This is a genomic window from Methylomonas koyamae (assembly GCF_019669905.1).
Taxonomy (GTDB): Bacteria; Pseudomonadota; Gammaproteobacteria; order Methylococcales; family Methylomonadaceae; genus Methylomonas; species Methylomonas koyamae.
The window spans coordinates 4,057,662-4,077,590 of record NZ_AP019777.1 but is presented as its reverse complement, the minus strand read 5'-3'; the positions used below and the strand labels follow the sequence as shown (position 1 = coordinate 4,077,590).

The window sequence follows — 19,929 nt, the reverse complement described above, 5'->3', positions numbered from 1 at the left end:
AGCGTGAGGAGAAATAATGGCAAACGTGTTTGAATTTGTTGCGGAGGCCCGTGTTGGCGTGGGGAGTGCTTCTGCGAAAGTTGTTCGTCGTCAAGGTAAGGTGCCAGCGGTTATTTACGGCGGCTCTGCTTCTCCTCAGATGCTGATATTGGATCATAACGAGATCGTCAAGCACCTTGCGCATGAGGCGGTTTATTCCCACGTCCTGGATGTGACTGTTGGCGGTAAAACTGAGAAAGCGGTTTTGAAGCACATTCAGCGTCATCCTGCAAAGCCTCAGATTTTGCATATGGATTTCATGCGTGTCGATGATTCTCATAGACTGAAAGTCCATGTTCCTTTGCACTTTGTTAATGAATCTGTCTGCGTTGGTGTCAAGAAGGGCGGTGTCGTGACTCACGCCATGACTGATGTCGAGGTGGTGTGTATGCCTTCGGCGTTGCCGGAATTCATCGAAGTGGATTTGGCTGGGGTGGATATCGGGGCGACCATTCACTTGTCTGATTTGGTGTTGCCGGCGGGTGTCGAATTGCCTGCTTTGGCTCATGGTTCTGAGCATAATCATCCGGTGGCTCAGGTTGTGAAAACCAGGGGTTCGGAAGAGTCTGAATGATTATCCGAAAGGGCGAATGATTAAGGTAATTGTTGGTCTGGGTAATCCTGGTCAGCAGTATGAAAAAACCCGGCATAATGCCGGGTTTTTGTTTGTAGATCGTTTGGCTGCTTTTTGTGGTGCTGGGTGGTCTCGTGCTGGGCAATTTCAAGCGGATGTTGCTGAGTGCTTTGTTGGTGACGGCAAGATTTTGTTGTTGAAGCCAATGGCATTTATGAACAGAAGCGGTGCTTCGGTTGGTGCGGTTTTGCGGTATTACAAGCTGGACCCTGGCGAGTTGTTGGTGGTGCACGACGAGCTTGAGTTGGCGGAGGGTTTGGTTAGGCTCAAGCGGGGCGGGGGGCATGCCGGTCATAACGGTCTGCGCGACATTATTGATCATATCGGAACTAGAGATTTTCATCGTTTGCGAATCGGAATAAGTCGCCCTCTGGTGGGTGGTGTTGCTGATTATGTATTGTCCGGTTTTTCTGGGGATGCGTTGGCACGGCTCTCCGATTTGTTTGAAGTTTTGCTGAAGGATGTTGATGCTTTGCTGGCGGGTGATTTAGCTGTTGTTAATTCGCTGTCGTAAGGAGTGGTTTAAAAAAAGCTTGACCTCTTTGGGAAAGAAGAGGAAAATTGATCGAATAAGTACGGAGGGGTTCCCGAGCGGCCAAAGGGATCAGACTGTAAATCTGCCGGTTCTACCTTCGGAGGTTCGAATCCTCCCCCCTCCACCATCTTGTTTTTGAGGAATCCTGCGGGTGTAGTTCAATGGTAGAACTCCAGCCTTCCAAGCTGATTGCGTGGGTTCGATTCCCATCACCCGCTCCATTCTGAGTAGGTTGTTTTTGCTCATATAGCTCAGTAGGTAGAGCACTTCCTTGGTAAGGAAGAGGTCACCGGTTCAAATCCGGTTATGAGCTCCAGTTTATTTTGATCGTATTGTTGTAGGTGTTTCGAAATGGCTAAAGAAAAATTTGAAAGAAAGAAACCGCACGTAAACGTAGGGACGATCGGCCACGTTGACCACGGCAAAACCACGCTGACAGCGGCTTTGACCAAAGTGATGGCTGAACTGCAAGGTGGCGAAGCGAAAGCATTCGATCAAATCGACAACGCACCCGAAGAGCGCGCTCGCGGTATCACCATTTCAACATCTCACGTTGAATATGAGTCAGCGAATCGCCATTACGCCCACGTTGACTGCCCGGGTCACGCCGACTACGTCAAAAACATGATTACCGGTGCCGCTCAAATGGATGGCGCTATTCTGGTTTGCTCCGCTGCCGACGGCCCGATGCCGCAAACGCGTGAGCACATCCTGTTGTCTCGCCAAGTAGGTGTTCCTTACATCGTCGTGTTCCTGAACAAAGCCGATATGGTTGACGATGCTGAGTTGATCGAACTGGTTGAGATGGAAATTCGCGAGTTGTTGAACCAATACGAATTCCCGGGCGACGACACCCCAATCATCGTTGGTTCAGCGTTGAAGGCACTGGAAGGCGAGCAAAGCGAAATCGGTGTCCAATCGGTTGTTAAACTGGTTGAGGCGCTGGACAGCTACATCCCAGAGCCGCAACGTGCGATCGACGGCAAATTCCTGATGCCGATCGAAGACGTATTCTCCATTTCCGGTCGCGGTACCGTGGTAACCGGTCGTGTAGAGCGCGGTATTATCAAAGTTGGCGAAGAGGTTGAAATCGTCGGTATTCGCGATACCCAAAAAACCACCTGCACCGGTGTCGAAATGTTCCGCAAATTGCTGGACCAAGGCCAAGCCGGTGACAACGTCGGTATCCTGCTGCGTGGTACTAAACGTGACGATGTCGAGCGGGGTCAGGTATTGGCGCACGTAAACAGCATCAAGCCGCACTCCCATTTCAAAGCGGAAATCTACGTATTGTCGAAAGAAGAGGGTGGTCGTCACACCCCATTCTTCAACGGCTACCGTCCGCAATTCTACTTCAGAACGACTGACGTAACCGGTGCGGTTGAGCTGCCTGAAGGCGTAGAAATGGTAATGCCGGGCGACAATATCTCCGTCACCGTTAAATTGATCTCGCCGATCGCGATGGAAGACGGCTTGCGCTTCGCGATCCGCGAAGGTGGTCGTACCGTAGGTGCGGGTGTTGTGGCTTCTATTGTCGAGTAACGCCGCTTTTGGCTGAAAGTTTATTTTCTGAATTAGGTCAGTAGTTCAATTGGTAGAGCAGCGGTCTCCAAAACCGCAAGTTGGGGGTTCGAGTCCCTCCTGGCCTGCCACTCAGAAAATCGTTTCAATTAATTTCAAGTCCTGATAAATGAACGCACACGCGGAAGAAGTCACCTCTGTAGGTGATATTGTTAAGCTGTCTTTGTCCTTGGTGGTTGCTGTTGCGGGCGTTGTAGCGTTTTATTATTTCTCCGATATCCCGCTTCTGTACAGGGTTCTGTCCCTGTTGGCGGTCTTGGCTTCATCTGCCGGCCTTTGTTTTGCTACGGCAAAAGGGCGCGGTTTGTGGGGTTTTATCCTGGAGTCTAAGCAAGAATTCAAACGGATTGTTTGGCCGACAAAAGATGAGGCGGTGCGTACCACGCTGATGGTTTTTTTAATGGTTTTTATCGTCGGCTTGATACTCTGGTTGCTCGATATGTTCCTGTTTTGGGGTGTCCAGCTATTGATGGGCCAGGGAGTTAAGTAATGGCGCTTCGCTGGTATGTTGTGCATGCATATTCGAACTTTGAGAATAAAGTAAAGCAGGCTCTTGAAGAGCGAATCAAGCGAGAAGGTTTGCAAGAATACTTCGGTAAAATCCTTGTCCCAACAGAAGAAGTTGTTGAAATGAGGATGGGGCAGCAACGGAAAAGTGAGCGAAAGTTTTTTCCTGGTTATGTGCTGGTCCAGATGGAGTTGAATGACGAAACCTGGCATTTGGTGCGTAATGTGCCTAGAGTGTTGGGTTTTATTGGCGGCGCCTCAGATAGGCCTTCACCGATTTCAGAAAAAGAGGCGATGGCGATATTGAGTCGCGTCGAAGAGGGTGTCAACAAGCCAAGACCTAAGGTTCTGTTTGAAGTAGGTGAGGTCGTCAGAATTATAGACGGTCCGTTTAAAGACTTTAATGGCAATATCGAAGAAGTAAATTACGAGAAAAGCCGCCTGAGAGTATCTGTTCTGATCTTTGGTCGTTCAACGCCAGTCGAGCTTGAGTTTGGCCAAGTCGAAAAAATTTAATCAAATGTAGGTTTTTAGAAATCCCTGCCATTCGCGTGGCCGGGATTTTTGTTTCTTGGGGAGCTTATAAAGCGTTATAACCCGTTGGGAGTATAAAATGGCAAAAAAAATTGATTCGTATATCAAATTACAGGTCAAAGCGGGGGAGGCGAATCCGAGTCCGCCGGTAGGTCCTGCTTTAGGTCAACGTGGCGTTAATATCATGGAGTTCTGTAAAGCGTTCAATGCCAGAACCCAGGACGTGGAAAAAGGGTTGCCTCTCCCCGTCGTGATCACCGTTTACAGCGATAAAAGCTTCACATTCATTACTAAAACTCCACCTGCTTCGATATTGTTGAAAAAAGCGGTCGGAATAAAGAGTGGTAGCGCTAAGCCAAACTCCAATAAAGTCGGTACCGTAACTAGAGCCCAGTTGGAAGAAATTGCCAAAACCAAAATGGAAGATTTGAATGCAGCCGATATGGAAGCTGCCATCAAAATTATTGCGGGAAGCGCTCGCAGCATGGGCTTGAACGTGGAGGGCGTGTAATGGCTAAAATTTCGAAAAAAGCAAAAGCCATCAAAGAAAAAGTTGTGCGCAGCAAACAATATTCTGTCAGCGAAGCGGTCAGTTTGTTGAAAGAATTTGCTAATAGTAAATTCGACGAATCTGTAGACGTCAGTGTCAACCTCGGCGTTGATCCGCGTAAATCCGATCAAAACGTACGCGGAGCGTCTGTTTTGCCTCATGGCACCGGGAAAACCGTTAGAGTAGCAGTGTTCACTCAGGGGCCTAACGCCGATGCCGCGCGTGAGGCAGGTGCCGATGTCGTTGGCATGGACGATCTTGCCGAGCAGGTCAAACGTGGCGAAATGAATTTCGATGTTGTTATCGCCTCTCCCGACGCGATGCGTGTTGTAGGTCAATTGGGCCAGATTTTAGGTCCAAGAGGTCTGATGCCTAACCCAAAAGTCGGTACCGTTACCCCCGATGTTGCAACCGCAGTGAAAAATGCCAAATCCGGTCAAGTCAGATACCGTACTGACAAGGCAGGTATTATCCATTGTTCGATCGGTAAAGTTTCGTTTGACGAAAATGCGCTCAAACAAAACCTTGAGTTTCTCATTGGCGACTTGAAAAAAGCCAAGCCGACTGCTGCCAAAGGTATTTATCTGAAAAAAATCTCGCTGTCTTCGACCATGGGGCCAGGCCTGTGGATCGATCAAACAAGCATCGATATTTAATATTCAAAAAACTTTGGGTTGCCGGACTAAGCCGGCAACCGTCAAAGACCGTAGGGGCTCAGGCTTAATTATCCTACGCAGACGGGAGCTGGAACCAAAAGGTGAAAGATACCCGTAAGGGGCATCGCAAAGATGCGTTTTATTGATTCTGATGAAAATTCAGAAACACACCGGAGATAGATGTGGCACTCAATTTAGATGGCAAAAAAGTTGTCGTAGAGGAAGTTGCTGAATTCGCCGCCAAAGCCCTTTCTGCGGTTGCCGCAGAATATCGTGGATTGACCGTTACTGAACTTACCAAGCTCAGGAAAACCGCGAGAGAAACGGGTGTTTATTTGCGCGTTGTAAAAAATACGCTCGCAAAACGTGCCGTCGCCGGAACCGAATTCGAATGCATGCAAGATGGGTTGGTTGGACCTCTGATCTTAGCTTTTTCGATGGAGGATCCTGGTTCTGCTGCGCGCTTGGTAAACGATTTCGCGAAAGAAAACAACAAGTTAATCGCCAAAGTTGTGGCAATTGGCGGTCAAGCTTTCGGCGGATCGGAATTGGAACGTCTGGCGAGATTGCCGACTCGCGATCAAGGTATCAGCATGCTGATGTCGGTCATGAAAGCCCCTGTCGAGAAATTGGCTCGTACGTTGGCGGCTATCAGAGACGAGAAAGAAGCGGCATAAATTCGCGACCTACGATATACAACTTTAAATATTTAGAGGAATAAAAAATGGCAATTTCAAAAGAAGACATCCTTGAAGCAGTTGCGAATATGACTGTGATGGAAATCGTTGACCTGATTTCTGCGATGGAAGAAAAATTTGGCGTTTCTGCGGCTGCTGCGGTCGCTGTTGCCGCTCCAGCTGCCGCTGCTGCAGTTGTTGAAGAACAAACCGAGTTCGATGTAATTTTGACAGGCTTCGGCGACAATAAAGTTGCTGTCATTAAAGCGGTTCGCGGTTTGACCGGCTTGGGTCTGAAAGAAGCAAAAGACGCTGTAGAAGGCGCTCCAACCACATTGAAGGAAGGCGTCAGCAAAGGTGAAGCCGAAGCGGCCAAAAAAGAGCTTGAGGAAGCTGGCGCAACCGCCGAAATCAAATAAGTATCTTGACTGCTACATATCTGGCGTAAGCCTACCAAACCGGGCTGACGGCATCTTGCCGTCGGCCTTTTACTGCTTGTAAAAAGCAGTACAAATATTCTCTGACGACGAAGGTATAGAAGCAATATGGCCTATTCTTTTACCGAAAAAAAGCGTATCCGTAATAATTTTGGGAAAGGTACAGAGGTACTCGACGTCCCATATCTATTAGCGACACAAATTGATTCCTATGCGAATTTCCTGCAATCCGGTGTGGAGCCCGATAAACGGCGCAACCAAGGATTGCACGCAGCATTCTCCAGCGTATTTCCGGTGGTTAGCCACTCTGGTTACGCCGTATTGGAATACGTTAAGTATCGCTTGGGAGAGCCCGCTTTCGACGTGAGAGAATGCCAGCAACGCGGCGCGACGTTTTCGGCGCCGCTGCGAGTATTGGTGCGCCTGGTGATTTACGACAAAGATGCGCCGGCTAATACTAAAGTTGTCAAGGATATCCGCGAGCAAGAAGTTTACATGGGTGAACTGCCGTTGATGACCGACAACGGTACATTCGTGATCAACGGTACCGAGCGTGTTATCGTTTCGCAATTGCACAGATCGCCCGGCGTATTCTTCGACCACGATAAAGGCAAAACTCATTCTTCGGGAAAATTGCTTTTCAATGCTCGGGTGATTCCGTACCGCGGCTCTTGGTTGGATTTCGAATTCGACCATAAAGACGCCGTTTACGTACGTATCGACAGACGCCGGAAAATTCCGGCCACGATTCTGCTGCGAGCGCTGGGATACGAAAACGAAGAGATGGTTAAGATTTTCTTCGACACCAACAAGTTCTCTTTGAATGCCGACAAATTGATGTTCCATGTGATCCCGGAGCGTTTGCGCGGCGAGATGGCGGTATTCGATATCAAACACGACGGCAAGGTTGTGATTGAAGAGGGCCGCAGAATCACCGCGAAGCATGTCCGCCAGTTGGAAAAAGCCGGTGTGACCGAAATTGAAGTCCCGCGCGACTATTTGTACGGCAAAATTCTTGGCCACAACGTTATCGACAAATCGACCGGAGAGTTGTTGGCCAATGTTAACGACGAGATTACCGATAACCTGTTGCAAAAACTGATCGACGCCGGTGTGTCCGAAATCAACACGTTGTACGTAAACGATCTCGACCGCGGTCCGTACATTTCCAACTCCATGCGCTTGGACACGACGACCAACCGGCTGGAAGCCCTGGTCGAAATTTACCGGATGATGCGTCCGGGCGAGCCGCCCACCGTGGAGTCGGCCGAAAATTTGTTCGAGAACCTGTTTTTTACCGACGAACGTTACGACCTGTCTGCCGTTGGACGCATGAAGTTTAACCGCAGGTTGGGCAGAGAAGAAACCGACGGTCCGGGAACGCTCAGCAAAGAAGACATTATCGATGTCCTGAAAGAATTGATCAAAATCAGAAACGGTAACGGCACCGTGGACGATATCGACCATTTGGGAAATCGCCGCGTCCGCTCAGTCGGTGAAATGATCGAAAACCAATTCCGTATCGGTTTGGTGCGGGTTGAGCGTGCGGTCAGAGAGCGTTTAACCCTGGCCGATTCGGAAGGCTATATGCCGCAGGAAATTATCAACGCCAAACCGGTGTCAGCTGCGGTGAAGGAGTTTTTCGGTTCCAGCCAGTTGTCGCAGTTCATGGACCAAAATAATCCGCTGTCGCAGGTCACACATAAACGCCGGGTTTCCGCGTTGGGTCCAGGCGGCTTGGCCAGAGAGCGTGCAGGATTCGAAGTTCGCGACGTTCACACCACTCACTACGGCCGGGTGTGCCCGATCGAGACACCAGAGGGGCCGAATATCGGTTTGATTAACTCGTTGTCGGTATATGCCAGAACCAACGAATACGGTTTCCTGGAGACGCCATATAGAAAAGTGGTCGATGGCAAAGTAACCGACCAAGTCGATTACATTTCTGCGATTGAAGAAGGCGAATACGTCATCGCTCAGTCCAGCGTGGCTGTCGACGAAAACGGTAAGCTGGTCGAAGGCTTGGTGTCGTGCCGTTATAAGGACGAATTTACCCTGGCGTCGTCGGACACCGTGCAATATATGGACGTGTCTTCCAAACAGATTGTTTCCGTAGCGGCTTCCATTATTCCATTCTTGGAGCACGACGACGCCAACCGCGCCTTGATGGGCTCGAACATGCAACGCCAAGCGGTTCCGACTTTGCGTGCGGAGAAACCGTTGGTCGGTACCGGTATGGAGCGGGTTGTCGCTAAAGACTCCGGGGTAACGGTAGTTGCTACCCGCGGCGGTAGGGTCGAAGCCGTCGACGCGGGCCGTATCGTGGTTCGCGCCAACGATGACGAAACCGTTGCCGGCGTACCGGGTGTGGATATTTACAATCTGATCAAATATACCCGCTCCAACCAAAATACCTGTATCAACCAAAAACCTTTGGTCAAGCTGGGTGACATCGTCAATAAAGGCGATATTTTGGCCGATGGACCGTCTACCGACTTAGGCGAGTTGGCGCTGGGTCAGAACATGCTGATCGCTTTCATGCCTTGGAACGGTTACAACTTCGAAGACTCGATCCTGGTGTCAGAGCGGGTCGTGAAAGAAGATCGTTTTACGACGATTCACATCGAAGAAAAAACCTGTGTCGCGCGGGAGACCAAACATAGTCCGGAAGAAATCACTGCCGATATTCCAAACGTCAGCGAGGAAGCGCTTTCCAAGTTGGACGAGTCGGGTATTGTGTATGTCGGTGCCGAAGTCAAAGGTGGCGACATTCTGGTCGGTAAGGTAACTCCGAAAGGCGAAACTCAACTGACGCCGGAAGAAAAACTGTTACGGGCGATTTTCGGCGAAAAAGCTGCCGACGTGAAAGATACTTCTTTGCGTGTGCCCGGCAACGTCCGCGGTACTGTGATCGACGTGCAAGTCTTCACTCGCGATGGCGTTAAGAAAGACAAACGTGCGCTGGAGATTGAGGAAGCCGAAATCAAGCGTTATCGCAAAGATTTGGACGATCAGTTGAAAATTGTCGAGCACGACATTTTTGCGCGGGTCAAAACCTTGCTGACCGGCAAGAAAGCCGAAAAAGGGCCGAATGGTCTTAAAAAAGGCGAAGAAATCAGCGCCGATTATCTGGATCAATTGACCCATTCCGAGTTGTTGAAAATCAGAACCTTGGACGAGGATGCCAACCTTCAGTTGGAAACCGTTGCCGAACAAGTCGAGCAGCAACGCAAAGAATTTGACGAGCGTTTCGAGCAGAAAAAGAAAAAAATCACGATGGGCGACGATCTGGCGCCAGGCGTGCTGAAAATGGTCAAGGTCTATTTGGCCGTGAAAAAACGTATCCAGCCGGGCGATAAGATGGCAGGTCGCCACGGTAACAAGGGTGTTATCTCACAGATCGTGCCGATCGAAGACATGCCTTATACCGCGGACGGTAATCCGGTCGACATTCTGCTCAATCCGCTCGGCGTACCGTCGCGGATGAACGTGGGCCAGGTGCTGGAAACCCACTTGGGCTGGGCGGCAAAAGGCTTGGGTATCAAGATTGGAAAAATGTTGGAGGCGCAAGCCAAGGTCGCCGAAATTCGCGGTTTCTTGGAAAAAATCTACAACTGCAGCGGTAAAAAGGAAGATCTGAGCCTGTTCAGCGATAAAGAGATTTTGGAGTTGGCGCTCAATTTGGTCAGCGGTGTGCCGATGGCGACTCCGGTATTTGACGGCGCTTCTGAAGAAGATATTCGTACCATGCTGCGTTTGGCCGATTTGCCTGAACATGGTCAAACCGTGCTTTACGACGGATTGACTGGCGAACCGTTCGAGCGCGAAGTTACCGTGGGTTATATGTACATGCTGAAATTGAACCACTTGGTCGATGACAAAATGCATGCGCGTTCCACAGGTCCATATAGTCTGGTCACGCAACAGCCGTTGGGTGGTAAAGCGCAATTCGGTGGTCAGCGCTTCGGTGAGATGGAGGTCTGGGCCCTGGAAGCCTACGGTGCGGCCTACACATTGCAGGAAATGTTGACGGTCAAGTCGGACGACGTCACAGGGCGGACCCGAATGTACAAAAACATTGTCGACGGCAACCATTCCATGGAAGCCGGTATGCCGGAATCGTTTAACGTATTGGTCAAAGAGATACGTTCCTTGGCGGTCAATATCGAGATGGAACAAGAGTAGTCGGCCTCACACGACTAGATTTCGGACGGTATCGGTAACATTTTGAAGAGGGTAAGCTCTTGAAAGATTTAATGAATTTCTTAAAGCGTCAAGGCCGTACAGACGATTTTGACACTATACGCATTGGTTTGGCTTCTCCGGACATGATTCGCTCATGGTCTTACGGTGAGGTAAAAAAACCTGAGACGATCAATTACCGGACCTTCAAGCCCGAGCGGGACGGTTTGTTCTGCGCAAAAATTTTCGGTCCGATTAGCGATTACGAGTGCTTGTGCGGTAAATACAAGCGCTTGAAACACCGTGGCGTAATCTGTGAAAAATGCGGCGTCGAAGTGACCTTGTCCAAAGTCCGGCGCGAGCGTATGGGCCATATCGATTTGGCCAGCCCGGTGGCGCATATTTGGTTCTTGAAGTCTTTGCCGTCGCGGATCGCGCTGTTGCTGGATATGACTTTGCGTTCGATCGAGCGCGTGCTCTATTTCGAAACATTTGTCGTGGTCGATCCCGGCATGTCGCCGCTGGAGAAAGGCCAGTTATTGACCGACGAAGAATATTTGAACGCGGTCGAAGAGCACGGCGACGATTTCGTCGCGAAAATGGGGGCGGAGGCCATTTACGATTTGTTGAAGTCGATCGATTTGAAAGACGAAATCAACAAGTTGCGCGAAGAGATCAATTCGACCAATTCCGACACTAAAATCAAGAAATTTTCCAAACGCTTGAAGGTGATCGATTCCTTGTTGGCATCGAATAATCGTCCGGAATGGATGATCATGACTGTGCTGCCGGTATTGCCGCCGGAATTGCGTCCGTTGGTGCCGTTGGATGGTGGTCGTTTCGCGACGTCCGATTTGAACGACTTATACCGCCGCGTGATCAACCGCAATAACCGTTTAACGCGGTTGTTGGATTTGAACGCGCCGGACATTATCGTGCGTAACGAAAAACGGATGTTGCAGGAAGCGGTAGATGCCTTATTGGACAACGGCCGCCGCGGTCGGGCCATTACCGGGAGTAACCGCCGGCCTTTGAAATCCCTGGCCGACATGATCAAGGGTAAACAAGGCCGTTTCCGTCAAAACCTGCTAGGGAAAAGGGTGGATTACTCCGGCCGTTCCGTAATCGTGGTGGGTCCGACCTTGCGTTTGCACCAGTGCGGATTACCGAAAAAAATGGCTTTGGAGCTGTTCAAACCATTTATTTTCAGCAAATTGCAACTGCGCGGTTTGGCGACAACCATCAAAGCTGCCAAAAAAATGGTAGAGCGCGAAGGCGCTGAAGTTTGGGACATCCTCGAAGAAGTGATCCGCGAGCACCCTGTGCTGTTGAACCGTGCGCCGACGTTGCACCGCTTGGGTATTCAAGCGTTTGAGCCGACCTTGATCGAAGGTAAGGCCATCCAGTTGCATCCTTTGGTTTGTAGCGCTTTCAATGCCGACTTCGACGGCGACCAGATGGCGGTTCATATTCCTTTGTCTGTGGAAGCGCAGTTGGAAGCCCGTACTTTGATGATGGCGACCAATAACATTCTGTCGCCTGCAAACGGCGAGCCGGTGATCAATCCCTCGCAGGACGTGGTTTTGGGGCTCTATTACATTAGCCGCGAGAAAATTAACGCGGTTGGCGAAGGTAGCGTCTTCTCCGATGTGTCGGAAGTCATGCTGGCTTTGGATAGCAAAGCCGTAGAATTGCAGACCAAGATTCAGGTTCGCATAACCGAGAAGTTGAAAAACGCCCAGGGCGAGTTCGAAACTATAGTCAGCCGGAAACAAACCACTGTCGGCCGCGCCATTATTTGGGGTATTGCGCCGGATGGCATGCCGTACGAGTTGGTCAACGTCGATATGACCAAGAAAAATATCTCGCGTTTAATCAACTACAGCTATCGCTACCTGGGTATCAAAGAGACCGTTATTCTTGCCGACAAGATCATGTATTTGGGCTTTAAATACGCGACTCGAGCCGGCGTATCGTTCGGTATCGAAGACATGGAAATTCCGCTGAAAAAGGCCGACATTATCCGGGCTGCGGACGCCGAAGTTAGCGAGATCCAGAACCAGTACGCATCCGGTTTGGTTACCGACGGCGAACGTTACAATAAAGTTGTCGATATCTGGTCTCGCGCCAACGACCAAGTGGCGAAAGTCATGATGGAGGGCTTGGGGGAAGACGAGGTTGTTAACAAAGCCGGCCAGACCGTCAAACAAAAATCGTTCAACTCCATTTTTATGATGGCCGAGTCTGGGGCTCGGGGTTCCGCGGCTCAAATCCGGCAGTTGGCTGGGATGCGTGGTTTGATGGCTAAGCCGGACGGTTCTATCATCGAAACGCCGATTACGGCGAACTTCCGGGAAGGTTTGGACGTATTGCAATACTTTATTTCCACCCACGGTGCCCGTAAAGGTCTTGCCGATACCGCGTTGAAAACTGCGAACTCCGGTTATCTGACTCGGCGCTTAGTTGATGTCGCACAGGATTTGGTTATCGCCGAGTTCGATTGCGGTACCCAAAACGGTTTGACCATGATGCCGATTATCGAAGGCGGAGATGTTGTCGAGCCGCTGGTCGACCGTGTGCTTGGAAGGGTAGCGGCGATCGACGTCACTGAACCTGCTGGCAATAACGTGCTAATACCGGCCGGTACTATGATCGACGAAAACTTGGTCATAGTACTGGAAGAGAACGGTATCGATAAGATGCTAGTGCGTTCGGTCATCACTTGTGAATCTCGCCATGGCGTATGCGCCAAGTGCTACGGTCGCGATTTGGGTCGTGGCCATTTAGTTAATATCGGCGAGGCTATCGGCGTGGTTGCCGCCCAATCGATCGGCGAGCCTGGAACCCAGTTGACCATGCGTACCTTCCACATCGGTGGTGCGGCATCGCGGTCGGCCGCGGTCAGTAACGTGCAAGTTAAATCGAGCGGTACGGCAAAACTGAATAACATGAAGACGGTGAAAAACCGGGAAAACAACTTGGTGGCCGTATCCAGATCCGGCGAAGTTGGAGTCATGGACGATTACGGACGCGAGCGTGAACGCTACAAGATCCCGTACGGTGCAGTATTGTCGGTTGCCGACGGTACGCCTGTCAGCGCTGGCGATATCATTGTTAACTGGGACCCGCACACCCACCCGGTTATTACAGAGGTGGACGGTTTCATTCAGTTGATCGATTTTATGGACGGTATTACCGTACAGGAGCAGTCGGATGAGGTGACCGGTTTGACTTCGCGGGTGGTAACCGATCCTAAGCAAAGAACCTCGGCGGGTAAAGAGCTACGGCCGATGGTACGGCTGATCGATGAACAAGGTGGCCAGATCAATTTGCCGGGTACCGACATACCCGCGCAATACTTTCTGCCGGCCGGCGCTATCGTTGGGGTTAAAGACGGCGGTGAGGTTAAAGTCGGCGACGTATTGGCGAGAATTCCGCAAGAATCCAGTAAAACTCGCGATATTACCGGTGGTCTGCCGCGGGTTGCCGATTTGTTCGAGGCGCGTAAAACCAAGGACCCGGCAATTTTGGCGGAAGCGACCGGTATGGTATCTTTCGGCAAGGAAACCAAAGGTAAACAGCGTGTGATCATCACGGATTCCGAGGGGGAACAATACGAAACGCTGATCCCCAAATGGCGTCACATCACCGTGTTCGAAGGCGAATTCGTCGATAAGGGCGAAACCATCGCCGAGGGCGAGTTGACGCCGCACGATATCCTGCGCTTGCGCGGTATCGAGGAATTGGCTGATTACTTGGTCAAAGAGATTCAAGACGTCTATCGCTTGCAAGGCGTGAAAATCAACGATAAGCATATCGAAGCGATCATCCGGCAGATGCTGAGAAAAGTGGAGATCACTGCGTCGGGCGATACCGATTTTGTCAAAGGCGAGCAGGTCGAACGTACCATGATTAATGCTGTGAACGACCAAGTCGAAAGAGAAGGGAAAATCCCGGCGAGTTACGATTCGTTATTATTGGGTATCACCAAAGCATCTCTCGCTACCGAGTCGTTTATTTCGGCGGCGTCGTTCCAAGAAACCACTCGTGTTTTGACTGACGCGGCAGTACGCGGCATCAGCGATAGTCTGAACGGCCTCAAAGAGAACGTGATCGTAGGTCGTTTGATTCCAGCCGGAACAGGATTGGCCTATCACGAACAGCGCCGGAAAAGACGATCTAACGAGTTTGCTTCAACTTCAGATGCATCAAGTCAGTCGATGGAAGCGGTTGATGTGGAAGAAGCTTTGAAGCAGGCGCTAAACGTTGAATAGCCACAAAAAAGCTTGACCTAGTTACTTGGTAACGGTATCATGCTCTGCTCGAATCGGCCTAGCGGTTTGAGCAGAGTAATGTCGTTTCGGAAAGATATTACTTATTAACATTGCATATTCGGAGTAGTTAAGAATGGCCACGATCAATCAGTTGGTCCGTAAGCCTCGCGCTAAGAAAATAGAGAAAACCAATGTACCCGCATTGGAAGCGTGCCCGCAAAGAAGAGGTGTTTGCACGCGGGTGTACACCACGACGCCAAAGAAGCCTAATTCTGCGTTGCGGAAAGTTGCCAGGGTGCGTTTGACTAACGGCGCAGAGGTGAGTAGTTATATCGGGGGTGAAGGGCATAATTTGCAGGAGCACTCCGTGGTTCTGATTCGTGGTGGCAGGGTAAAGGATTTGCCGGGTGTGCGTTACCACGTGGTAAGGGGCAGCCTTGATACATCCGGGGTTAAGGATAGAAAGTGCGGTCGCTCGAAATATGGCGCTAAAAGGCCGAAAAAATAAGGGTTGGTAACAGATGTCAAGAAGAAGAGTTGCTGCAAAAAGAATAATCAATCCGGATCCGCGCTTTGGAAGTGATATGCTTTCGAAGTTCATGAATATGATTATGGTGGATGGGAAAAAGTCCGTTGCCGAAAAGATTGTGTATGGTGCGTTGGATGTAATCGAAGGCAAGGGTCATAAGGAATCTTTGGAGTTGGTTTCTAAAGCTCTGGAAAATGTGCAGCCCAGAGTGGAAGTGAAGTCCAGAAGGGTAGGCGGTGCTACGTACCAGGTTCCTGTCGAGGTGCGTCCTGCTCGGAGGTTGGCTTTGTCGATGCGGTGGTTGATAGATGCGGCCCGCAAAAGAAATGAAAGAACGATGGCTGCGAAATTGGCGGGCGAGCTTTTGGATGCTTCTGAGGGGCGTGGTGCGGCCGCGAAAAAACGCGAAGATACGCACAGAATGGCTGAAGCCAATAAAGCGTTTGCACATTACCGCTGGTAATCCTGCGTAGGTTGTTGTTGTGTCTCGAAAGACGCCTATAGAGCGCTATCGTAATATAGGCATCATGGCTCATATCGATGCCGGGAAGACAACAACAACTGAAAGAATACTTTACTACACCGGCGTCTCTCATAAGATTGGTGAGGTTCACGATGGTGCGGCAACCATGGATTGGATGGAGCAAGAGCAGGAGCGCGGAATTACCATCACATCTGCTGCCACAACCTGCTTTTGGTCGGGGATGGATCGCGCTAACGAGCAGCATAGGATCAATATTATTGATACCCCCGGCCATGTAGATTTTACTATCGAGGTCGAGCGGTCTCTCAGGGTTCTCGATGGTGCTTGTGCGGTGTTTTGTGCGGTTGGAGGGGTCGAGCCGCAATCTGAAACTGTGTGGCGGCAAGCAAATAAATACGCGGTGCCTCGTGTGGTGTTCGTCAATAAGATGGATCGTGTTGGGGCGGACTTTCTAAGGGTGGTTAGTCAGATAAAAAGCCGTTTGGGTGCTTCGGTGGTTCCGATGCAATTGCCGATCGGTTCGGAAGACTCGTTCAAAGGTGTCGCTGATCTTCTGAAAATGAAAGCCATTTATTGGTCCGAAGCCGATATGGGCTTGGAGTTCGTAGAGTCAGAAATTCCCGAAGAGTTGCTGGGCGAGTGTGCTAAATGGCGTGAACACATGCTGGAGGCGGCGGCGGAAGGTTCGGACGCATTGATGGAGAAATACTTGGAGCAAGGAGAGCTCTCAGAATCGGAGATAAAGGCAGGAATAAGGGCGCGGGTGTTGGCTAATGAATTGGTTCCTGCCTTCTGTGGTTCGGCTTTTAAAAATAAAGGGGTCCAATGTTTATTGGATGCCGTAATCGACTATCTTCCTTCTCCAGTCGATATTAGTTCTGTTTCTGGTTTGAATGATGCCGGAGAAAAAATTTTTAGGTATGCCAAGGATGATGAGCCATTTTCGGCCTTGGCATTTAAGATTGCAGCTGACCCGTTTGTAGGTACGCTAACGTTCTTTCGGGTTTATTCGGGTGTGCTTAAGTCCGGCGATACTGCGCTGAACGCGACCAAGAATAAACGCGAGCGCATAGGCCGGATTGTGCAAATGCATGCAAATAGCCGCGTAGAGATAAGTGAAGTTAGGGCTGGGGATATTGCTGCGCTAGTTGGGCTGAAAGAAGTTACAACTGGAGACACGTTCTGCGAGATGGGTTCTCCAGTGTTGTTGGAAAAAATGGAGTTCCCTGAGCCGGTTATTTCGGTAGCGGTCGAACCCAAGACGAAAGCAGATCAAGACAAGCTAGGCAATGCGCTATCAAAGTTGGCGCAAGAAGATCCCTCCTTTCGCGTGAACTCCGATCCTGAGTCCGGGCAAACGATCATATCCGGGATGGGTGAGTTGCATCTGGAAATTATTGTGGACCGGATGAAAAGAGAGTTTGGTGTCGCGGCCAATGTGGGCGCGCCACAAGTTGCTTACCGGGAGACGGTAACGAAAGTCGTAGAAAGCGAAGGTAAATTTGTTAGGCAGACTGGCGGCAAAGGGCAATATGGTCATGTCTGGTTGCGCATCGAACCAAAGGAGCTTGGTTCCGGTTACGAGTTTGTCAATGAAATAGTTGGAGGAGTTGTTCCTAAGGAATACATACCGGCTATCGATAAAGGGGTTCAAGAGCAAATGGAAAACGGTGTATTAGCCGGCTTTCCGGTTGTTGATGTAAAGGTTAGTTTATTCGATGGTTCATATCATGATGTCGATTCGAATGAAATGGCTTTCAAAATAGCAGGATCTATGAGCTTTAGGGATGGAGCAAAGGCTGCGTGTCCGGTATTGCTGGAGCCGATTATGAAGGTTGAAGTCGTTACTCCCGAAGAATATATGGGGGATGTGGTTGGTGACATCAATCGGCGTAGGGGGCTGATTCACGGAGTGGATGATGTGCCCGCGGGCAAGGTAGTTCAGTGTGAGGTCCCGCTAGCGGAGATGTTCGGTTACGCTACCGATCTTCGTTCGGCCACTCAGGGCCGAGCTACTTATAGTATGCAGTTTGAAAAATATAACGAAGCACCTGCAAATATTGCGGAAGCGATTATTAGAAAAGTATCTTAAGTTTTTTAAATATCAGGTATTGAATCATGGCTAAAGAAAAATTTGAAAGAAAGAAACCGCACGTAAACGTAGGGACGATCGGCCACGTTGACCACGGCAAAACCACGCTGACAGCGGCTTTGACCAAAGTGATGGCTGAACTGCAAGGTGGCGAAGCGAAAGCATTCGATCAAATCGACAACGCACCCGAAGAGCGCGCTCGCGGTATCACCATTTCAACATCTCACGTTGAATATGAGTCAGCGAATCGCCATTACGCCCACGTTGACTGCCCGGGTCACGCCGACTACGTCAAAAACATGATTACCGGTGCCGCTCAAATGGATGGCGCTATTCTGGTTTGCTCCGCTGCCGACGGCCCGATGCCGCAAACGCGTGAGCACATCCTGTTGTCTCGCCAAGTAGGTGTTCCTTACATCGTCGTGTTCCTGAACAAAGCCGATATGGTTGACGATGCTGAGTTGATCGAACTGGTTGAGATGGAAATTCGCGAGTTGTTGAACCAATACGAATTCCCGGGCGACGACACCCCAATCATCGTTGGTTCAGCGTTGAAGGCACTGGAAGGCGAGCAAAGCGAAATCGGTGTCCAATCGGTTGTTAAACTGGTTGAGGCGCTGGACAGCTACATCCCAGAGCCGCAACGTGCGATCGACGGCAAATTCCTGATGCCGATCGAAGACGTATTCTCCATTTCCGGTCGCGGTACCGTGGTAACCGGTCGTGTAGAGCGCGGTATTATCAAAGTTGGCGAAGAGGTTGAAATCGTCGGTATTCGCGATACCCAAAAAACCACCTGCACCGGTGTCGAAATGTTCCGCAAATTGCTGGACCAAGGCCAAGCCGGTGACAACGTCGGTATCCTGCTGCGTGGTACTAAACGTGACGATGTCGAGCGGGGTCAGGTATTGGCGCACGTAAACAGCATCAAGCCGCACTCCCATTTCAAAGCGGAAATCTACGTATTGTCGAAAGAAGAGGGTGGTCGTCACACCCCATTCTTCAACGGCTACCGTCCGCAATTCTACTTCAGAACGACTGACGTAACCGGTGCGGTTGAGCTGCCTGAAGGCGTAGAAATGGTAATGCCGGGCGACAATATCTCCGTCACCGTTAAATTGATCTCGCCGATCGCGATGGAAGACGGCTTGCGCTTCGCGATCCGCGAAGGTGGTCGTACCGTAGGTGCGGGTGTTGTGGCTTCTATTGTCGAGTAATTAAATATGGCAAATCAAACTATCAGAATCCAATTGAAAGCCTTCGATCACAAACTGATCGATCAGTCGGCAGGAGAGATAGTAGAGACAGCAAAGCGAACCGGGGCTCAAGTTAAAGGCCCGATTCCTTTGCCTACTAGAAAAGAGCGCTTTACCGTATTGATCTCGCCTCACGTCAACAAAGACGCGCGCGACCAATACGAATTGAGAACTTATAAGCGGTTGTTGGACATTGTCGAACCTACCGATAAGACCGTTGACGCCTTGATGAAGCTTGATCTGGCGGCTGGGGTTGATGTTCAAATTAAGCTGAAATAACGAGAAGTTATAGATTAGAGGGATTGGCAGATGTCAATAGGTCTTATTGGTCGTAAATGTGGTATGACCAGAATATTTTGCGAAGATGGTTCTTCGGTACCGGTAACCGTGCTTCATGTCGACTCTAACCGGGTCATACAAGTAAAGAGCTTGGAAAATGACGGTTATCGCGCAATCCAAGTGGCCGCCGGTGACGTAAAGTCTTCTAAGGTCAATAAAGCGATGGCGGGCCACTATGCTTCTGCCAACGTCACTGCAGGTAGAGGGTTGTGGGAATTTAGGTTAGGCGAAGACGAGGGTGTCGAGTTAGCGCCTGGCTCAGAGCTCAACATTAATCTGTTTTCGGCTGGCCAAATTGTCGATGTTGCTGGTACTTCTATCGGTAAAGGATTCGCCGGTACGGTTAAACGACACAACTTTAGAACTCAGGACGCAACGCACGGTAACTCTCGTTCTCACAGGGTTCCGGGTTCAAGCGGTATGAACCAAACACCGGGCCGGGTATTTAAAGGCAAAAAGATGTGCGGGCATATGGGGGCGGCTAAGACCACCGTGCAGAATCTTAAGATTCATGCTGTCGACATCGAGCGGAATTTAATCCTCGTCAGAGGTGCCGTGCCGGGCGCGAAAGGTGGTGATGTAGTTATCACCCCGGCGGTAAAAATGATTAATAAAGGTTAATT

General features: G+C 50.2%; 17 protein-coding genes and 4 tRNA genes. All 21 read left to right on the top strand.

From position 1 onward, the window contains the following. Positions 1 to 16 precede the first annotated feature (16 nt). The 21 genes from MKFW12EY_RS18355 (at position 17) to rplC (ending at position 19,927) form a co-directional block, all read left to right on the top strand. Complete coding sequence (locus MKFW12EY_RS18355) at positions 17 to 613, top strand: 50S ribosomal protein L25/general stress protein Ctc (RefSeq protein WP_054762721.1); 597 nt, start codon at positions 17 to 19, stop codon at positions 611 to 613. A gap of 16 nt (positions 614 to 629) precedes the next feature. Beyond that, a complete protein-coding gene (gene pth, locus MKFW12EY_RS18350; RefSeq protein ID WP_054762723.1) occupies positions 630 to 1,187 on the top strand; it encodes an aminoacyl-tRNA hydrolase in 558 nt (185 codons plus the stop codon). Positions 1,188 to 1,250: 63 nt separating this feature from the next. Then, positions 1,251 to 1,335 (top strand) — tRNA-Tyr (locus MKFW12EY_RS18345). Between the two features lie 20 nt (positions 1,336 to 1,355). Beyond that, positions 1,356 to 1,429: transfer RNA gene (locus MKFW12EY_RS18340), tRNA-Gly, on the top strand. 19 nt (positions 1,430 to 1,448) lie between these two features. Then, positions 1,449 to 1,524: transfer RNA gene (locus tag MKFW12EY_RS18335), tRNA-Thr, on the top strand. A gap of 35 nt (positions 1,525 to 1,559) precedes the next feature. After that, positions 1,560 to 2,750: an elongation factor Tu gene (gene tuf, locus MKFW12EY_RS18330; RefSeq protein ID WP_054763846.1), complete on the top strand. Its 1,191-nt coding sequence runs from the start codon at positions 1,560 to 1,562 to the stop codon at positions 2,748 to 2,750. A 34-nt stretch (positions 2,751 to 2,784) separates the two neighbouring features. Further along, a tRNA-Trp gene (locus tag MKFW12EY_RS18325) sits at positions 2,785 to 2,860 on the top strand. A 38-nt stretch (positions 2,861 to 2,898) separates the two neighbouring features. Beyond that, entirely contained in the window at positions 2,899 to 3,279 is a 381-nt protein-coding gene (gene secE / locus MKFW12EY_RS18320; RefSeq protein WP_054763024.1) for a preprotein translocase subunit SecE, read from the top strand. After that, on the top strand, positions 3,279 to 3,812 hold the full coding sequence (nusG, locus tag MKFW12EY_RS18315; protein ID WP_064022739.1) for a transcription termination/antitermination protein NusG: 534 nt from the start codon (positions 3,279 to 3,281) through the stop codon (positions 3,810 to 3,812). Before secE ends, nusG begins: the two co-directional genes overlap by 1 nt. A 97-nt stretch (positions 3,813 to 3,909) precedes the next feature. Next, positions 3,910 to 4,341, top strand: coding sequence for a 50S ribosomal protein L11 (gene rplK, locus MKFW12EY_RS18310; RefSeq protein ID WP_054763025.1), 432 nt, complete (start codon positions 3,910 to 3,912; stop codon positions 4,339 to 4,341). After that, positions 4,341 to 5,036, top strand: coding sequence for a 50S ribosomal protein L1 (gene rplA / locus MKFW12EY_RS18305; protein WP_064024014.1), 696 nt, complete (start codon positions 4,341 to 4,343; stop codon positions 5,034 to 5,036). Before rplK ends, rplA begins: the two co-directional genes overlap by 1 nt. Before the next feature lie 182 nt (positions 5,037 to 5,218). Beyond that, positions 5,219 to 5,713: a 50S ribosomal protein L10 gene (gene rplJ, locus MKFW12EY_RS18300; protein WP_064024020.1), complete on the top strand. Its 495-nt coding sequence runs from the start codon at positions 5,219 to 5,221 to the stop codon at positions 5,711 to 5,713. A 47-nt stretch (positions 5,714 to 5,760) separates the two neighbouring features. Then, a complete protein-coding gene (gene rplL, locus MKFW12EY_RS18295) occupies positions 5,761 to 6,132 on the top strand; it encodes a 50S ribosomal protein L7/L12 (protein WP_221053528.1) in 372 nt (123 codons plus the stop codon). 126 nt (positions 6,133 to 6,258) lie between these two features. Further along, positions 6,259 to 10,335, top strand: a complete 4,077-nt coding sequence (gene rpoB / locus MKFW12EY_RS18290) for a DNA-directed RNA polymerase subunit beta (RefSeq protein WP_221053527.1) — start codon at positions 6,259 to 6,261, stop codon at positions 10,333 to 10,335. 71 nt (positions 10,336 to 10,406) lie between these two features. After that, positions 10,407 to 14,606: a DNA-directed RNA polymerase subunit beta' gene (gene rpoC, locus MKFW12EY_RS18285; protein WP_221053526.1), complete on the top strand. Its 4,200-nt coding sequence runs from the start codon at positions 10,407 to 10,409 to the stop codon at positions 14,604 to 14,606. 133 nt (positions 14,607 to 14,739) lie between these two features. Further along, complete coding sequence (rpsL, locus tag MKFW12EY_RS18280) at positions 14,740 to 15,114, top strand: 30S ribosomal protein S12 (protein WP_013820393.1); 375 nt, start codon at positions 14,740 to 14,742, stop codon at positions 15,112 to 15,114. Positions 15,115 to 15,127: 13 nt separating this feature from the next. After that, positions 15,128 to 15,598: a 30S ribosomal protein S7 gene (rpsG, locus tag MKFW12EY_RS18275; RefSeq protein ID WP_054763028.1), complete on the top strand. Its 471-nt coding sequence runs from the start codon at positions 15,128 to 15,130 to the stop codon at positions 15,596 to 15,598. A gap of 19 nt (positions 15,599 to 15,617) precedes the next feature. Beyond that, entirely contained in the window at positions 15,618 to 17,711 is a 2,094-nt protein-coding gene (gene fusA, locus MKFW12EY_RS18270; RefSeq protein ID WP_221053525.1) for an elongation factor G, read from the top strand. Positions 17,712 to 17,737: 26 nt separating this feature from the next. Further along, positions 17,738 to 18,928 carry an elongation factor Tu gene (gene tuf / locus MKFW12EY_RS18265; RefSeq protein ID WP_054763846.1) on the top strand — a complete coding sequence of 397 codons (1,191 nt, stop codon included), beginning with the start codon at positions 17,738 to 17,740 and terminating at the stop codon, positions 18,926 to 18,928. Between the two features lie 6 nt (positions 18,929 to 18,934). Beyond that, positions 18,935 to 19,246 carry a 30S ribosomal protein S10 gene (rpsJ, locus tag MKFW12EY_RS18260; protein ID WP_020484801.1) on the top strand — a complete coding sequence of 104 codons (312 nt, stop codon included), beginning with the start codon at positions 18,935 to 18,937 and terminating at the stop codon, positions 19,244 to 19,246. Between the two features lie 30 nt (positions 19,247 to 19,276). Further along, a complete protein-coding gene (gene rplC, locus MKFW12EY_RS18255) occupies positions 19,277 to 19,927 on the top strand; it encodes a 50S ribosomal protein L3 (RefSeq protein WP_054759250.1) in 651 nt (216 codons plus the stop codon). Positions 19,928 to 19,929 lie beyond the last annotated feature (2 nt).

Coding starts and splice junctions, on each gene's coding strand:
- MKFW12EY_RS18355 (WP_054762721.1), top strand. CDS start 17: ATGGCAAACGTGTTTGAATTTGTTGCGGAGGCCCGTGTTGGCGTGGGG.
- pth (WP_054762723.1), top strand. CDS start 630: ATGATTAAGGTAATTGTTGGTCTGGGTAATCCTGGTCAGCAGTATGAA.
- tuf (WP_054763846.1), top strand. CDS start 1,560: ATGGCTAAAGAAAAATTTGAAAGAAAGAAACCGCACGTAAACGTAGGG.
- secE (WP_054763024.1), top strand. CDS start 2,899: ATGAACGCACACGCGGAAGAAGTCACCTCTGTAGGTGATATTGTTAAG.
- nusG (WP_064022739.1), top strand. CDS start 3,279: ATGGCGCTTCGCTGGTATGTTGTGCATGCATATTCGAACTTTGAGAAT.
- rplK (WP_054763025.1), top strand. CDS start 3,910: ATGGCAAAAAAAATTGATTCGTATATCAAATTACAGGTCAAAGCGGGG.
- rplA (WP_064024014.1), top strand. CDS start 4,341: ATGGCTAAAATTTCGAAAAAAGCAAAAGCCATCAAAGAAAAAGTTGTG.
- rplL (WP_221053528.1), top strand. CDS start 5,761: ATGGCAATTTCAAAAGAAGACATCCTTGAAGCAGTTGCGAATATGACT.
- rpoB (WP_221053527.1), top strand. CDS start 6,259: ATGGCCTATTCTTTTACCGAAAAAAAGCGTATCCGTAATAATTTTGGG.
- rpoC (WP_221053526.1), top strand. CDS start 10,407: ATGAATTTCTTAAAGCGTCAAGGCCGTACAGACGATTTTGACACTATA.
- rpsL (WP_013820393.1), top strand. CDS start 14,740: ATGGCCACGATCAATCAGTTGGTCCGTAAGCCTCGCGCTAAGAAAATA.
- rpsG (WP_054763028.1), top strand. CDS start 15,128: ATGTCAAGAAGAAGAGTTGCTGCAAAAAGAATAATCAATCCGGATCCG.
- tuf (WP_054763846.1), top strand. CDS start 17,738: ATGGCTAAAGAAAAATTTGAAAGAAAGAAACCGCACGTAAACGTAGGG.
- rpsJ (WP_020484801.1), top strand. CDS start 18,935: ATGGCAAATCAAACTATCAGAATCCAATTGAAAGCCTTCGATCACAAA.
- rplC (WP_054759250.1), top strand. CDS start 19,277: ATGTCAATAGGTCTTATTGGTCGTAAATGTGGTATGACCAGAATATTT.